General features: G+C 59.4%; 14 protein-coding genes. 13 read left to right on the top strand and 1 reads right to left on the bottom strand.

The window, feature by feature from the left end:
- The first annotated feature begins 9 nt into the window (after window positions 1-9).
- Window positions 10-987, top strand: a complete 978-nt coding sequence (locus ACP7E0_RS29430) for an AEC family transporter (RefSeq protein ID WP_426130256.1) — start codon at window positions 10-12, stop codon at window positions 985-987.
- Here the strand turns inward: ACP7E0_RS29430 and ACP7E0_RS29435 are convergent.
- A complete protein-coding gene (locus tag ACP7E0_RS29435) occupies window positions 955-2160 on the bottom strand; it encodes a UbiH/UbiF family hydroxylase (protein WP_426130258.1) in 1206 nt (401 codons plus the stop codon). The genes ACP7E0_RS29430 and ACP7E0_RS29435 overlap by 33 nt on opposite strands.
- A gap of 278 nt (window positions 2161-2438) precedes the next feature.
- Here ACP7E0_RS29435 and pcsA point away from each other — a divergent pair, with 278 nt between their 5' ends.
- The 12 genes from pcsA to ACP7E0_RS29495 all read left to right on the top strand — a co-directional run bounded on the left by pcsA (window position 2439) and on the right by ACP7E0_RS29495 (window position 15962).
- A complete protein-coding gene (gene pcsA / locus ACP7E0_RS29440; RefSeq protein ID WP_426130260.1) occupies window positions 2439-3164 on the top strand; it encodes a phosphatidylcholine synthase in 726 nt (241 codons plus the stop codon).
- A gap of 9 nt (window positions 3165-3173) precedes the next feature.
- Window positions 3174-4151, top strand: coding sequence for a quinone oxidoreductase family protein (locus ACP7E0_RS29445; protein ID WP_426130261.1), 978 nt, complete (start codon window positions 3174-3176; stop codon window positions 4149-4151).
- A gap of 52 nt (window positions 4152-4203) precedes the next feature.
- Complete coding sequence (locus tag ACP7E0_RS29450; RefSeq protein ID WP_426130263.1) at window positions 4204-5778, top strand: ABC transporter ATP-binding protein; 1575 nt, start codon at window positions 4204-4206, stop codon at window positions 5776-5778.
- Window positions 5768-6862: an ABC transporter permease gene (locus ACP7E0_RS29455; RefSeq protein ID WP_426130264.1), complete on the top strand. Its 1095-nt coding sequence runs from the start codon at window positions 5768-5770 to the stop codon at window positions 6860-6862. Before ACP7E0_RS29450 ends, ACP7E0_RS29455 begins: the two co-directional genes overlap by 11 nt.
- Window positions 6862-7782, top strand: coding sequence for an ABC transporter permease (locus ACP7E0_RS29460; protein WP_426130266.1), 921 nt, complete (start codon window positions 6862-6864; stop codon window positions 7780-7782). Before ACP7E0_RS29455 ends, ACP7E0_RS29460 begins: the two co-directional genes overlap by 1 nt.
- 38 nt (window positions 7783-7820) lie before the next feature.
- Window positions 7821-8891 carry a BMP family ABC transporter substrate-binding protein gene (locus ACP7E0_RS29465; RefSeq protein WP_426130267.1) on the top strand — a complete coding sequence of 357 codons (1071 nt, stop codon included), beginning with the start codon at window positions 7821-7823 and terminating at the stop codon, window positions 8889-8891.
- Window positions 8892-9054: 163 nt separating this feature from the next.
- On the top strand, window positions 9055-10017 hold the full coding sequence (ytfQ, locus tag ACP7E0_RS29470) for a galactofuranose ABC transporter, galactofuranose-binding protein YtfQ (protein ID WP_426130269.1): 963 nt from the start codon (window positions 9055-9057) through the stop codon (window positions 10015-10017).
- Window positions 10018-10200: 183 nt separating this feature from the next.
- Window positions 10201-11724 carry a galactofuranose ABC transporter, ATP-binding protein YtfR gene (ytfR, locus tag ACP7E0_RS29475; protein WP_426130271.1) on the top strand — a complete coding sequence of 508 codons (1524 nt, stop codon included), beginning with the start codon at window positions 10201-10203 and terminating at the stop codon, window positions 11722-11724.
- Window positions 11721-12746: an ABC transporter permease gene (locus ACP7E0_RS29480; RefSeq protein ID WP_426130273.1), complete on the top strand. Its 1026-nt coding sequence runs from the start codon at window positions 11721-11723 to the stop codon at window positions 12744-12746. Before ytfR ends, ACP7E0_RS29480 begins: the two co-directional genes overlap by 4 nt.
- A complete protein-coding gene (yjfF, locus tag ACP7E0_RS29485) occupies window positions 12743-13711 on the top strand; it encodes a galactofuranose ABC transporter, permease protein YjfF (RefSeq protein WP_426130274.1) in 969 nt (322 codons plus the stop codon). The genes ACP7E0_RS29480 and yjfF overlap by 4 nt, the downstream gene beginning before the upstream one ends.
- A 12-nt stretch (window positions 13712-13723) precedes the next feature.
- Complete coding sequence (locus tag ACP7E0_RS29490) at window positions 13724-14488, top strand: FadR/GntR family transcriptional regulator (protein WP_426130276.1); 765 nt, start codon at window positions 13724-13726, stop codon at window positions 14486-14488.
- A 196-nt stretch (window positions 14489-14684) separates the two neighbouring features.
- Window positions 14685-15962 carry a hemolysin family protein gene (locus tag ACP7E0_RS29495; protein WP_426130278.1) on the top strand — a complete coding sequence of 426 codons (1278 nt, stop codon included), beginning with the start codon at window positions 14685-14687 and terminating at the stop codon, window positions 15960-15962.
- The last annotated feature ends 84 nt before the right edge of the window (window positions 15963-16046 follow it).

Consider the following 16046-nt stretch of genomic DNA (forward strand, 5'->3'; position numbering starts at 1 on the left):
TTCAAAGCGATGGCAGAAATAGCCGGTTTGGTACTGCCGTTCTTCGGCCTGATCTTCGTCGGCTATCTGGCGGCGAAGCTCGTCCGCAATCCGGCCGCCGAGGGCGCCAGCGATGCCATGGGCTGGCTCAATATCTTCATCATCTACCTGGCGCTGCCGGCTTTGTTCTTCAAGCTGGTCTCCAAGACGCCGATCGAGCAGCTTACCCGTTTCGACTTCGTCCTTTCCTCGATCGGTGCCACCTATACCGTCTTCGCGCTGGTTTTTGGCGTTGGTTACTGGATGCGCCGAAATTCGCTGGCCGAATCGACGGTGCAAGGGCTGGCAGGCGCCTATGGCAATATCGGTTACATGGGGCCGGGACTGGCGCTCCTGGCATTCGGAGAGCCGGCAGCAGTACCGGTTGCCCTGATCTTCTGCTTCGAGAACGTTCTGCATTTCATGGTCGCGCCGGCCATGATGGCGCTGGCTGGTGACGAGAAGAGCTCACCCGGACGGCTTGCACTCGCGATCGCCAGGAAAATCCTGCTGCACCCATTCATCCTGTCGACGATCGCCGGCGTAATCGCCGCATATTTCTCATTCCAGCCGCCGGTGCCGGTGCAGAGGCTGATCGATTATCTGGCGCAGGCAGCCGCTCCCTGCGCCCTGTTTGCCATGGGCGTGACGCTGGCGCTGCGGCCGCTGAAACGCATTCCTGCCGAGATCGCCTATATCGTGCCGGCAAAGCTGATCCTGCACCCGGTTCTGATGTATCTGGTGATGGGGCTCGCCGGCAATTTCGAGCCGGTCTGGGTGCAGACGGCCGTGCTTCTGGCTGCATTACCGACGGCGACCAACGTCTTTGTCATCGGCCAGCAATATGGCGTCTGGCAGGAGCGGGCCTCGGCAACGATCCTGATCACCACCGTTTTCTCGGTGGCGACGGTGACGATGCTGCTCTACCTGATCAGCTCAGGCGCTCTTCCGGCCGATCTTTTCCCGTAAGGTACTGCGCAGGGATTGCAGGGCGCTGCCGGGATTGATCCCCTCGCGCATCATCAGATTGCGCAGCGGCGCGACGCTGGCCAAGGCCTGCAGTCCGGCGGCACGCAGCATCTGCACCGGCAGGAAATCGGACAACAGGGAGCGATTGAGCAGATCGACGCTGACGGTGCGGCTGAAAATATCCGCCCGCCGCTTTCGGTCGTAGCGCGCGCCAAAATCATCGGGGATAGGCGCGGACCCAAGCAGGGATATGGCGGCCATAATGTCGCGCAGGCTGAGGTTGAGCCCCTGTGCGCCGATCGGCGGGAAGGCGTGGGCGGCTTCGCCGATCAGGATCGCCCGGCCCTTGCCGAAGGATTTGGCGGCCATGCCGGACAGCGGAAACGACTGGGGTGCGCCTTCGATGGTGACTTTCCCCAGCATCGACTGCATGCGCTGCTCCACCGCCAAGGCCAGAGCGTCAGGCGCAAGCGCCAACGTTGCTTCGGTATCCTCAGGCTTCTGAACCCAGACAAGGCTGGATCGCAAGCCGCCGGGCAGCGGCACCTGGGTGAAGGGCCCGTGTGGCGTGTGGAATTCCGTCGAGATGTTCTGGTGGGCCACCTGATGGGAAAAGTTGAGAACAAGTGCGCTTTGCGGATAGGACCAATTCCTGACTTCGATCCCGGCTGATGCCCGTACACCGGATTTACGGCCGTCGGCCCCAATCACGAGGCTTGCGGTGACGCTGCGGCCATCATCGAGCGTCAGGATGGTGCGTTCAGGTTCGAATTCGACCTGTGTCAGGCTCGCGACGATACGCATAAGCGACGGCCGTTTCTCGGCTTCCTTGTCCAGCAGGGCCAGAAAGGGCGCATTGGGAATATTGTATCCGAAAGCCTCCAGTCCGACTTCAGCGGCATGAAAGGTCACGGTCGGCGCACGCAGCAGACGGTTCGTCCCGTCGATGATTCGCATGCCGGAAAGCGGCGCCGCCAATGGGGCAATCGCCTGCCAGATGCCAAGGTTGCGCACAAGCCCAAGCGATTGATCCATCAGCGCCGTGGTTCGTCCATCGGCTTTTCCCGCCGCCGGCGCGATCAGCGCGACGCTGCGGCCCGTGTCGGCGAACGCCAGCGCAGCCAGAGATCCGGCCAGCCCTGCACCGACGACTGCGATTTCAAAGTGCTCCATGGCGTCCGCTTCCCGTGCATGTATCTGTTGAGGTCTTAATCTTAACCGTCGGCGGCTGCGAATGAAATGGGGTGAAATGGCGCAGATGCCAGTGGCGTCCACAGCTGATTGCCATGCTTTTGCGGCATCAGGTGATTTTTGCTGGCAGCCAAACTCAAACGGTGCATATTACCGCCAACACCCGTTGGACAATGCGGGGACGGGAGTGTGGCCGTTGAAACAGCCGGTTCAGCATGCTTCCAAGGAAAGCGCAGAGTAAGGACAGGGTGCGTCTGCCGATGAAGTTTTTTAACTACAAGCGCGTGCCCTACGCGGAAATTCGCGCATTTTCCGTTCATATTCTCACCGCATCCGGCGCGTTTCTGGCCTTTTTGGGCGTGGTCGCCGCAGCCGAACACCGATTCGTCGATATGTTCTGGTGGCTGGGCCTGGCGCTCGCCGTAGACGGGATCGATGGTCCGATCGCCCGCAAGGTCCGGGTCAAGGAAGTCCTGCCCAACTGGTCCGGCGATACGCTCGACAACGTCATCGATTACGTCACCTATGTGCTGCTTCCGGCCTTTGCGCTCTATCAGAGCGGCATGATCGGCGAACCGTGGTCGTTTTTTGCCGCCGGCGCCATCGTCATGTCGAGTGCGATCTATTATGCCGACATGGGCATGAAGACGGACGAGTATTTCTTCTCCGGTTTCCCGGTCGTCTGGAACATGGTGGTTTTCACGCTGTTCGTCATCGATGCCAGCGAACTGGCGGCCTCGATCGTCGTGGCCGTCTCGGTCGTTCTGACCTTCATGCCGATCAGCTTCCTGCATCCGGTGCGCGTCAAGCGTCTGAGGCCACTCAACCTGGCTGTCTTTACTGTCTGGTCGGTGCTCAGCGGCTATGCGCTGCTGTTGCATTTCGACACGCCCGCCTGGGTCGTGGCCGGTGTCGTCGGTACCGGCATCTATCTCTATGTCATCGGTTTCGTCTTGCAGATATTTCCCCGGCTTGGACGGGGTTGAGGAGGTTTCATGGCACAGGCCATCATGGTGCGGACGCTTGGCGGACCGGATGTTCTCAAAATCGAAGGGGTCACGCTTTCGGCGCCGGGACCCGGCGAAGTGCAGATCCGCCAGGTCGCGGTCGGCGTGAACTTCATCGACGTCTACTTCCGCACCGGTCTCTACAAGTCGGCTGAAGGGCTTCCCTTCATTCCGGGCAAAGAGGGGGCCGGCATCGTCACGGCGGTCGGTGATAATGTCAGCAGCTTCGCAGTCGGCGACCGGGTGGCCTATGCGTCGTCCGACGGGGCCTATGCGAGCGAGCGCAATATCGAGATCTCGCAGCTGGTGAAGGTGCCGGACGATATCACACTGGAAACCGCAGCGGCGATGATGCTGAAGGGTATGACAGCGCAATACCTGCTCAACCAGACCTTCAAGGTCGGTCCTGAAACCACGCTTCTGTTTCACGCAGCCGCCGGTGGCGTCGGCCTGATCGCCGGCCAATGGGCCAAGGCGCTCGGAGCGACCGTCATCGGAACCGCAGGGTCGCAGGACAAGATCGACCTGGCGCTTGCCCATGGCTATGACCACGTCATCAACTACCGCACCGATGATTTTGTCAGCGCGGTCAAGGAGATCACGGGCGGCAAGGGCGTTGATGTGGTCTATGATTCGGTCGGCAAGGACACCTATCCGGCCTCGCTCGACTGCATCAAGCCGCGCGGACTCTGGGTTAGCTTCGGCAATTCGTCGGGTCCGGTCGAGGGCGTCAACATCGGAATTCTGGCGCAGAAGGGCTCGCTGTTTGCCACGCGGCCGACCTTGTTCAGCTATGTTTCGACGCGGCCGGCACTCGAGGCGTGTGCAAACTCCCTGTTTGATGTTGTGCAAAGCAACAAAGTGCGTATCAATATCAACCAGACGTATGCGCTTGCCAATGCAGGTCAGGCGCACGCAGATCTGGAAGCAAGAAAAACGAGCGGAACAACATTGCTGATTTCTTGAGACAAGCCGGAGAGGCAGCCAAGGCAGCAGAGAATGAGAAAAGAGGGGCGGCGTGTCGGCTGAGGGACAACCCGCCAACAGTCTATTGCTGGCTGTTGGCCAACTGACAAAACTGTTCGGCACATTCGCTGCCTGTAACGGAATCAATCTCGATATCAGGCCGGGCGAAATCCATGCGCTTCTCGGCGAAAACGGCGCCGGTAAGTCGACGCTGGTCAAGATGCTGTTCGGCGTTCTCGCTCCGACCAGCGGCCAGATCGTCTGGCAGGGACAGCCGGTGCGCATCGCCAGCCCCAGTGCCGCGCGCAAGCTCGGCATCGGCATGGTGTTTCAGCATTTTTCGCTGTTCGAGGCCCTGACAGTCGCTGAAAACATTGCCCTGTCGATGGATCCGGGCGTGTCGCTGGCAAGGATCGCCAAGGAGGCGTCCGACCTGTCGCATGCCTATGGCCTTCCGCTCGATCCGCATGCGCATGTGGCCGATCTTTCCGTCGGCGAGCGCCAGCGTATCGAAATCGTCCGCGCACTGCTGCAAAATCCGAAGCTGATCATTCTCGACGAGCCGACCTCGGTGCTGACGCCGCAGGAGGCGGACCGGCTGTTTGAAACATTGAACAAGTTGAAAGCCGAGGGGCGTTCCGTTCTTTATATCAGCCATCGGCTGGAAGAGGTGCAGCGCATCTGCGACCGCGCCACTGTCCTTCGCCACGGCAAGGTGACCGGCGCCTGTGACCCGCGCCAGGAGACCCCGTCGTCGCTGGCCCGTATGATGGTCGGCAGCGATGTTGCGCATGTCAGCGCCGAAGGTACGAATACCAAGGGCGCGATCAAGCTTGAGGCCCGCCATCTGTCTGCCACAGCCAGAACGCCCTTCGCCGTTTCTCTCAAGAATATCTGTCTCAAGGTGCATGCCGGTGAAGTTCTGGCAATCGCCGGCGTCGCGGGCAATGGGCAGGGTGAATTGTTTGATGCCTTGTCCGGCGAATATCCGGTCGCCAGCGACGATGTCATTCTGATATCCGACAAGCCGGTTGGTACCCGCGGCATCAATGCCCGCCGGCTGATGGGCGCGGGTTTTGTGCCCGAAGAACGCCACGGCCATGCCGCCGTTTCGGCGCTGTCGCTCTCCGACAATCTCATCCTTGCCCGCAGCCAATCGGACCGGCGCGCCTTTCTCGGCGGCGGCCCGCTCGGGCTGATCCGACAGGATGCGGTGAAGATGGCGGCAAAGCGTATTTCTGCGGCAATGGACGTGCGCAAGAGCGGCGAGAACCCGCCTGCCGGCTCTTTGTCGGGCGGAAATCTGCAGAAATTCATTGTCGGGCGTGAACTCGACCGCCAGCCGACGGTGCTGATCGTCAACCAGCCCACCTGGGGTGTCGATGCCGGCGCCGCCAGCCGCATCCGCCAAGCGCTGGTCGATCTCGCCAAATCCGGGTCTGCCGTTCTGGTCATCAGCCAGGACCTAGATGAGATTTTTGAGGTCGCAACCGAAATCGCCGTGATCAGCGAAGGCAGGCTTTCCGATATCTATCCGGCCTCGGACCTTTCGCGTGAAAAAATCGGACTGTTGATGGGCGGCATGTATGGCAAGACCGAGACTGCGGAGACGGCGCATGCGCATTGAACTGGAACGGCGCCCGGACGTCTCCAAACTGTTTTCCATCCTGTCGCCGTTCATCGCGCTCGGTCTGACGCTGTTCTTCGGCGGCATCATGTTCATGATGCTCGGCAAGGATCCGTTCGCAGCGCTTTACAGCTTCTTCATCGAGCCGTTGACGGAAGTCTGGTCGCTGCATGAACTGGCGATCAAGGCAGCGCCGCTCATTCTCATCGCCGTCGGCCTGTCGGTCTGCTATCGCTCGAACAACTGGAATATCGGCGCCGAAGGCCAGTTCATCATGGGGGCGATCGCCGGATCGATCCTGCCGGTGGTGTTCTACGAATGGCAATCGCCGCTGGTTCTGCCGCTGATGATGCTGCTCGGCATGGTGGGTGGCGCGCTGTTTGCCGGTATTCCGGCCTTGCTCAAGGCGCATCTGAATACCAACGAAATCCTCACCAGCCTGATGCTGGTCTATGTCGCGCAGCTGTTTCTCGACTGGCTGGTGCGAGGACCCTGGCGCAATCCGGGCGGCATGAATTTTCCGGAAACCCGCACCTTCGACGCAACGGCCATCCTGCCGGAAATGATCGCGTCGGGACGGGCGCATTGGGGCTTCGGGTTTGCGATCATCGCGGCGATCCTGATTTGGTTCATGATGCGCTATACGCTGAAGGGCTTCGAGATTACCGTCCTTGGCCAGTCCCAGCGGGCAGGGCGTTTCGCCGGTTTTTCGTCGCGCAAGATGATCTGGTTTTCCATGCTGCTATCCGGTGCGCTGGCGGGACTTGCCGGCATTGCCGAGGTCAGCGGTGCGATCCAGCAGCTGCGCCCGGTCATTTCGCCCGGTTATGGTTTCACCGCCATCATCGTCGCCTTTCTCGGGCGGCTCAATCCGCTGGGGATCGTCGTTGCCGGGCTCGTGCTGGCACTGACCTATCTCGGCGGTGAGGCGGTGCAGGTGTCGCTGCAGATTTCCGACAAGCCGATACGGGTTTTCCAAGGGCTTCTGCTGTTCTTCGTGCTCTCCTGCGACACGCTCATCCACTATAAGATCCGGATGATGTGGTACGATCTGAACGACACGACCGGCGATGGTGCGCGCTGATGGGTATCTATGAAGCCATCCTTCTGACGGTCATTACGGCGGCAACACCGCTTGTTCTGGCGGCAATCGGCGAACTCATCACCGAGCGTTCCGGCGTTCTCAACCTCGGCGTCGAGGGCATGATCATCATGGGGGCCGCTTGCGCCTTCATCGCCACGCAATTAACCGGGTCGCCCTATATCGGCATTCTCGCCGGCATCGCATCGGGGGCATTGTTTTCGCTGCTGTTCGGCTTTCTGACGTTGACGCTCGTTGCCAATCAGGTAGCGACCGGACTGGCTCTGACCATCCTCGGGCTTGGCGTTTCCAGCATGATCGCCGAGCCCTATCTCGGACAATCCGGCATCAAGCTGCCGCAGATCGTCTTTCCGGTCCTGTCGGATATTCCATTTCTGGGCGCTGTTCTATTCAAGCAGGATCTCATTTTCTATCTGTCGATCGCGCTGGTCGCCGGCGTGAACTGGTTTCTGTTCAAAAGCCGCGCCGGTCTGAAGCTCCGCTCCGTTGGTGACAGCCATGCCTCGGCGCATGCGCTCGGCATCAACGTCATTCGCACCCGTTATCTGGCCGTGATGTTCGGTGGCGCCTGCGCCGGGCTGGCAGGGGCGCAGCTGTCTCTGGTTTACACGCCGCAATGGGCGGAGAACATGTCGGCCGGGCGGGGCTGGATTGCGCTGGCGCTGGTAGTGTTTGCCTCCTGGCGGCCTTGGCGGATTATTGCAGGCGGCTATCTGTTCGGCGCCGTATCGATCAGCCAGCTCTATGTCCAGGCGCGCGGCATCGACATTCCCTCGCAGTTTCTTTCTGCTCTTCCCTATCTGGCGACAATTATCGTACTCATTCTCATCTCGCACAATCGACGCACGACGTTGATCAATACGCCGGCATCGCTTGGCAAGTCCTTTGTGCCGGACAGATAACAAGAACAACAACGCAAACCAAACCTACAGGGGTCAACATGAAAAAATTACTTTTCGCACTCGCCACGACCGCAGCAGTCATCGGCTTTTCCGCCGGCGCCTACGCCGCCGATAAGGCCAAGGTCTGCTTCGTCTATGTCGGCTCGAAAACTGACGGTGGCTGGACGCAGGCGCATGACATCGGCCGTTTGGAGCTTGAAAAGGCGCTGGGCGACAAGATCGAAACCCAGTTCCTCGAAAACGTTCCGGAAGGTCCGGATGCCGAGCGCGCCATCGAGCGTCTGGCCCGTTCGGGCTGCGGACTGATCTACACCACCTCTTTCGGCTTCATGGACGCGACCGTCAAGGTTGCCGCAAAATTCCCCGACGTGAAGTTCGAGCATGCGACCGGCTACAAGTCGGCCCCGAACCTTGCGACTTACAACAGCCGCTTCTACGAAGGCCGTTATATCCAGGGTCAGATCGCCGCGAAAATCTCGCAGAAGGGCGTCGCCGGCTACATCGCGTCCTTCCCGATCCCGGAAGTGGTGATGGGCATCAATGCCTTCGTCACCGGCGCGCGTTCGATCAACCCTGACTTCAAGATCAAGGTCGTATGGGCAAACACCTGGTTCGACCCAGGCAAGGAAGCCGATGCCGCCAAGGCGCTGATCGACCAGGGCGTCGATGTGTTGACGCAGCACACCGACACGACGGCGCCGATGCAGGTTGCTGCCGAGCGCGGCATCAAGGCCTTCGGCCAGGCATCCGACATGATCAAGGCCGGCCCGGAAACGCAGCTGACGGCTATCGTCGATACCTGGGGCGCCTATTACATCAAGCGCACCCAGCTGTTTCTGGATGGCAAGTGGGAGACATCGTCGAGCTGGGACGGCCTGAAGGACGGCATCCTGACCATGGCGCCATACACCAACATGCCGGATGACGTGAAGGCTCTGGCGGAAGCGACCCAGAAGAAGATCGAATCGGGTGAGCTGAAGCCTTTCACCGGCCCGCTGAAGAAGCAGGACGGCTCTGAATGGCTCGCAGCCGGTGCATCCTCGGATGACGGCACGCTGCTCGGCATGAATTTCTACGTCGAAGGCGTTGACGACAAGCTGCCAAAATAAGTTCGGCATTCGATGGTGCAATCAGGAAGGGTGGCCGCAAGGTCGCCCTTTTTTGATTCCGGCTCATGGAAATTTGCCGAGGACGCTCAAAAGCTGTTTACATAAATCATATAGTATGATTTTTTGATTGGGCTGCTGAGGAGCAGCTTTTTGGGAGGAAATCATGAAAATCAAGACTGCACTGAGCTGTGCCACGGTTCTGGCTGCCTGCATGTTCGGTTCGGCCTCTGCCGCCGACCTGACGATCGGCTTTTCGCAGATCGGCTCCGAATCCGGCTGGCGCGCGGCTGAAACCACATTGACCAAGCAACAGGCTGAAAAGCGCGGCATCGACCTGAAATTTGCCGATGCCCAGCAGAAACAGGAAAATCAGATCAAGGCACTACGGTCCTTCATTGCCCAGGGCGTTGATGCCATCTTGATCGCCCCGGTTGTCGCGACCGGCTGGGATGAAGTCCTGACGGAAGCCAAGGATGCCGAAATTCCGGTCATTCTTCTCGATCGTACGGTCGATTCGTCTAAGGACCTCTACCTGACGGCTGTCACGTCCGACCTCGTTCACGAAGGCAATGTTGCCGGCAAGTTCCTGGTCGACACGGTCGGTGGCAAACAATGCAATGTCGTCGAACTGCAGGGCACCACAGGCTCTTCGCCGGCTATCGACCGCAAGAAGGGTTTCGAGGAGGCACTGAAGGGCCACGACAACCTGAAGATCATCCGCAGCCAGACTGGCGACTTCACCCGCACCAAGGGCAAGGAAGTCATGGAAAGCTTCCTGAAGGCGGAAGACGGCGGCAAGAATATCTGCGCGCTTTATGCCCATAATGACGACATGGCCGTCGGCGCCATCCAGGCGATCAAGGAAGCCGGCCTGAAACCGGGCACGGATATCCTCGTCGTCTCGATCGACGCCGTTCCGGATATCTTCCAGGCGATGGCAGCCGGCGAAGCAAACGCCACTGTCGAACTGACCCCGAACATGGCCGGTCCGGCACTCGACGCACTCGACGCGTTCCTGAAGGACGGCACCAAGCCTGCCAAGTGGATCCAGACGGAATCGAAGCTCTATACCCAGGCTGACGATCCGCAGAAGGTCTACGAAGAAAAGAAGGGCCTCGGCTACTGATCGATTGCCGGCATCGCCCGAAGGTCGCGCCTGTTGTCTTCTGACCGCAGTCATCGACAGCAAGGCGATGTCGGCAAATCCTCTTTTCCCACGGTTGTAGCCGTGCCTCCGCGGCGGATGCTGACATGATCGGCGGAAATCCGTAAGCTACGGCTGACCTAGTTTCATTGAAGTATCGGTTTCATGCAAAACAGCTCAAACGATGTTCTTGTCGCCGCCGGGATCGTGAAAACCTTTCCGGGTGCCATCGCCCTCAACAAGGTCGATTTCTCGCTGCGGCGCGGCGAAGTGCATGCGCTGCTGGGGGAAAACGGCGCCGGAAAATCGACGCTGATCAAATGCATGACGGGTGCCTACCGCCGTGACGCCGGTTCGTTGACGCTCGATAGCGCTGAGATCGATCCGCGCGATACACTCAACGCCCAGAAGCTCGGGATTGGCACTGTCTACCAGGAGGTCAACCTGCTTGGAAATCTGAGCGTTGCGGAAAACCTTTTTCTCGGGCGCCAGCCTCGCCGCTTCGGTCTCATCCAGAACGGAGAAATGAAGAGGCGGGCCAACGCGTTGCTGGCGCAATATGGCATCGACATCGATGTCTCCGCAGCACTGGAAAGCTATTCCGTCGCCATCCAGCAGGTGGTGGCCATTGCCCGTGCTGTCGATCTCTCCGGCAAGGTGCTGATCCTTGATGAACCGACCGCCAGCCTCGATGCGCAGGAAGTGGAGATGCTGTTTCGCATCGTTCGCGACCTGAAGGCGAGGGGACTGGGCATCGTCTTCATCACGCATTTTCTCGAGCAGGTCTACGATCTCTCAGACCGCATCACCGTCCTGCGCAACGGACAGCTGGTCGGCACGCGTGATACAGCGTCGCTGCCGCTCCGCGAACTCGTGACCATGATGCTTGGCCACGAACTCCAGTCCGCCGAAAGGGTAGCAGGCGGGGCAGAATCCGGAAGTGGCCCCGTTCATTTCCGATTTTCAAAATATGGCAAGACCGGCAAGATCAAGCCGTTCGATCTGGACGTCCGCAAGGGTGAGGTCGTCGGCATTGCCGGACTTCTCGGCTCCGGGCGCACCGAAACTGCTGAGTTGATGTTTGGCGTGCACAAGGCCGATAGCGGCAGCGCCGATATCGGCGGCAAGACCGCCAATCTGTCATCGCCGCGTGCCGCAATCGCCGAGGGTTTCGGGTTTTGCCCCGAGGATCGCAAGCTGGACGGCATCATCGGCGAACTGTCGGTGCGCGAAAACATCGCTCTGGCCTTGCAGGCGCGGCGCGGCTGGGCAAGGCCACTGTCGGCATACGAACAGAACGCCTTGGCCGATCGCTACATCAAGGCTTTGGACATCCGCACCAGCGACCGGGAAAAGCCGATTCGGCTCTTGTCCGGTGGCAATCAGCAGAAAGCCATTCTGGCGCGCTGGCTGGCGATCAATCCGCAATTCCTCATTCTCGACGAACCCACACGCGGCATCGATGTCGGCGCCCATGCCGAAATCATCCGCCTGATCGGTGAACTCTGCGCGCAGGGCATGTCGCTGATCGTCATTTCCTCCGAGCTTGAGGAACTCGTGGCTTACAGTTCGAGGATCATCGTCCTGCGGGATCGCACCCATGTTGCAGAACTGACCGGTAGCGAGATCACCACCGAACATATCGTCACTGCCATTGCTGCGGCAACGGCTGCAGGAGGCGCACAATGATCGACAACGCAAAACGCCTCGCCCGGCGCCTGCTTCCGCAGTTTATCGCGCTGGCGATGATCCTGGTGCTGATCCGGCTGGTCTTTCCGGACTTTTTCTCGATCGAAATCCAGAACGGACGGCTCTATGGCAGCCTGGTCGATATTCTCAATCGCGGTGCGCCGGTCGCTCTTCTGGCCGTCGGCATGACGGTTGTGATTGCCACCAAAGGTATCGATCTCTCGGTCGGTGCGGTCATGGCCATCTGCGGCGCTGTTGCCGCCGCATCCAGCGTGCGCGGCGATCCACTGATCTTGACCCTCCTGCTGGCGGTCGGAACCGGCCTGATCTGCGGTGTTTGGAATGGTTTTCTGGTGTCTATTCTGAATATTCAGCCGATTATCGCCACGCTGGTGCTGATGGTGGCCGGGCGCGGCATCGCTCAACTGGTGACGGAAGGGGCGATCCTGACCTTCAACGATCCTGGCCTGATCTTCATCGGCAGCGGCTCTTTCCTTGGGCTGCCGATGCCGGTGATCATCTGGCTTGCATTCGGCATCGCCGTTGCGTTGGTCGTGCGGCGCACTGCGCTCGGCATGTTGATCGAGGCCGTCGGCATCAACCGCCGCGCCAGCACGCTGTCGGGGATACAGACGCCTCTGCTGCTGATGGCGGCTTATATGCTATCGGGCTTGTGTGCGGCCATCGCCGGACTGATCGTCACGGCTGACATCAGGGGCGCCGATGCCAACAATGCCGGTCTCTGGCTGGAGCTTGATGCCATTCTCGCTGTCGTCGTCGGCGGCACGTCGCTGCTCGGTGGCCGGTTCAGCATCGTCGCCTCGCTGATCGGAGCGATGATCATCCAGGCGGTCAATACCGGCATCCTGTCGTCGGGCTTTCCGCCGGAATTCAACCTGATCATCAAGGCTGCGATCATTGTCATCATCCTCGTCATCCAGTCGCCGCGGGTGCAGGCCGGATTGACGTTCCTCAGCCGAAAATCCGTCCGTAGAGAGACCGCAGAGCAGTCCGTCCGATGAACCAGAAATATCTCCCACTGATTGCCACCATCGTGATCTTCGTCGTTTCCTATGCGGCGTGTGCCGTGCAGTATCCGAACATCCTGTCGACCCGGGTGATCGGCAACCTTTTGACCGACAACGCCTTTCTCGGCATCGCTGCGGTCGGCATGACATTCGTCATCCTGTCGGGCGGCATCGACCTGTCGATCGGATCGGTCATCGCCTTCACCGGCATATTCCTGGCTGTCCTGATGCAAAATACCGGCATCCACCCGCTCGCAGCTTTCGTGCTTGTGCTTATGATCACCACCGCGTTCGGCGCGATCATGGGGGCGATCATCCACTATCTTGAAATGCCGGCCTTCATCGTGACACTGGCCGGCATGTTCCTCGCCCGTGGCATGGCCTTTGTTTTGTCGATCGATTCCATCCCAATAAAGCATCCGTTTTACGCGACGATGAAGACATTTTACTACAAGCTGCCGGGCGGTGGCCGCATCACGCTGATCGGCGGACTGATGCTTCTGGTCTTCGCAGCCGGCATCCTCATTGCCCAGCGCACCCGCTTCGGCACCAATGTCTATGCACTCGGCGGTGGTGGCCAGACATCCGCCTTGATGGGCGTTCCGGTCGGCCGCACGACAATGATGATCTATGGTCTTTCCGGTTTTCTCGCCGGGCTTTCGGGAATCGTTTATTCCCTATACACCTCGGCAGGTTATTCGCTCGCAACCGTGGGTGTCGAACTGGATGCGATTGCCGCCGTGGTGATCGGAGGAACGCTTCTGACAGGCGGCGCCGGGTTTGTTGGGGGGACACTCGTCGGCGTCTTGATTCAGGGGCTGATCCAGACCTACATCACCTTTGACGGTTCTCTGTCGAGTTGGTGGACGAAAATTCTGATCGGTGCTTTGTTGTTTACGTTTATTCTGATGCAAAAGGCTATCCTGTTTTTGTCGCGGCAAAACAAGAGGTATTCCTGAGGGGGGATTTGCTTGCGTAAGGGACTGCTCGAAACCGTCTTGACCGGTGCGCGAACGCGTACGAGCCACGCGCAGGTGGTTGACGAACTGGGCAAGGCCATTGTGTCGGGTGATTTTCCCGTGGGCTCCATTTTGCCTGGTGACCCGGAACTGGTGATGCGTTTCAAGGTATCGCGCACGGTCTTGCGCGAGGCGATGAAGACGCTGGCGGCCAAGGGGCTGATTGTACCACGAGCCCGCATCGGTACCCGGGTGACGGCGAAAAACCAATGGAACCTGTTCGACGGTGATGTTTTGACATGGCATTTCCATCGTGGTGTCGATGAGGAATTCCTCTATCATCTCAGCGAAGTACGCCTGGCGTTCGAACCTCACTCCGCAGCCCTTGCCGCCGTCAATGCGACGGAAGCCGAGATTAGCGGCATGATGCGGCTGGCGGTTGCAATGGGCGATCCCGAACACACAGCTGAAACGCTGGCCATGGCCGATCTGCGGTTTCATCTGGCGGTCGTCGAGGCTTCGGGAAACCCGTTCATGCGCACTGTCGGTAGCCTGATCGAGGCAGCACTGGTCAGCATCTTCAAGCTGAGTTCGCCCGCATCTGGCCGCGAAGGCATTGACGAGGTGTCGCGTTCGCATATCAAGATCGTCGAGCAGATCAGCCGGCGTGATGAGGCGGGAGCAAGGGCGGCGATGGAGAATGTCATCCGCGTCGGGCGCGAGCGCGTTCGGGTGGCTCTCAAGGAACTTACCGACGTGAAGGCCCCGACCCGGTGACTGCCACCGCTGGTTTTGTGGCATGACCGAAATTACCAGTGCATTTGGTCCTCGATAAAGCAGGACCACCGCCAAAACAGCCGCAATTCGGCAGTTGCTGCCTTGCTGCGACTGCATCTTCCGCCTATTTGATAGAACTGAATCTGACATGCGCCGCCTCCGGCGCGTGTATCTCCATCAACGGTGTCCGAGGGTTATGTCCGAACTGATTGTTATTTTCGTTCTTCTATTGATCAATGCGTTTTTCGCGCTTTCGGAAATGGCAATTGTGTCGGCAAGCCGGCCACTGCTGCGGCAGATGGCAAAACAGGGCAACAGCCGCGCCGAACTGGCGTTACGGCTGGCCGAGGATCCGGGTAAATTTCTGTCCACTGTTCAGGTCGGCATCACCCTCGTCGGCACGCTTGCTGGCGCCTATGGTGGCGCCACTATCGCCGACAAGCTGGCGCCGACGCTCGACACGATCAGCTGGATCAATCCCTACGGCAGCACAGTTGCCGTAGCACTGGTCGTAACGCTCATCACCTATCTCTCCGTGGTGATCGGCGAGCTTATTCCGAAGCAACTGGCACTGAAGAACTCCGAGGGCGTGGCGATGTTCGTCGCCGGCCCGATGTCGGTTCTCTCAAGGCTGGCGGCCCCTGTCGTCTATCTGTTCGAGATGTCGGCATCGCTTTTCATGCGGGCTTTCGGTGTTTCCAGCGACAGCGACCATGTGACCGAAGAGGAAGTGCAGGCGATAATGGCAGAAGGCGTCGAAAGCGGCGCGATCGAGAAGTCGGAGCATGAGATGCTGCGGCGAATCATCCGGCTCGGCGACCGCAACGTCAAATCGATCATGACCCATCGCACCGAAGTCAGCTTCATCGACGTCAACGACACGCTGGACACCATCCGTGCCAAGGTTGAGCAAACCGCTCATTCTCGCTATCCGGTCATGGATGCGACCGGCGAAGTGCTTGGCGCGGTGCAGGTCAAAGAAATTTTGAATGCGCCGGCGAAATCCGGCTTCCAGATCAGAAACTTCGTCAAGGATATCCATACCTTGCCGGAGACCGCGTCCTGCCTGAAAGCGCTTGAGGCCTTCAAGGCATCGCATATCAACATGGCGATGATCGTTGATGAGTACGGCAGTATCGAAGGCATCATCACCATCGCCGACATCCTGGAAGCCATCGTTGGTGTTCTGCCGTCAAACTATGACGACATCGAGCACGCACTGATTCGCCAGCGTGACGATGGATCGTATCTGGTCGATGGACGCACGCCGATCGATGAAATCCATCTGACCATCGGCATCGACGAAATTGATTCTGACGGCAATTACGAAACCATCTCCGGCTTTCTGGTGCAGCAGTTGCGCAAGAACCCGGAGGAGGGTGACGTCACGGAAGCTTATGGATACCGTTTCGAAGTCATCGACATGGATGGCCGCCGCATCGACAAGATCCTCGTCTCGCGCGCCGCGCACTGATACCTGACGATTCAGCTGAAAAACAATAAGGCCGGGAAAACCCGACCTTTTGTCAACTCGTTTGGTGTTTGGCCTGCTAGTACA

Origin of the sequence: Pararhizobium sp. PWRC1-1, from assembly GCF_049897905.1 — a bacterium.
Lineage (GTDB): Bacteria > Pseudomonadota > Alphaproteobacteria > Rhizobiales > Rhizobiaceae > Pararhizobium.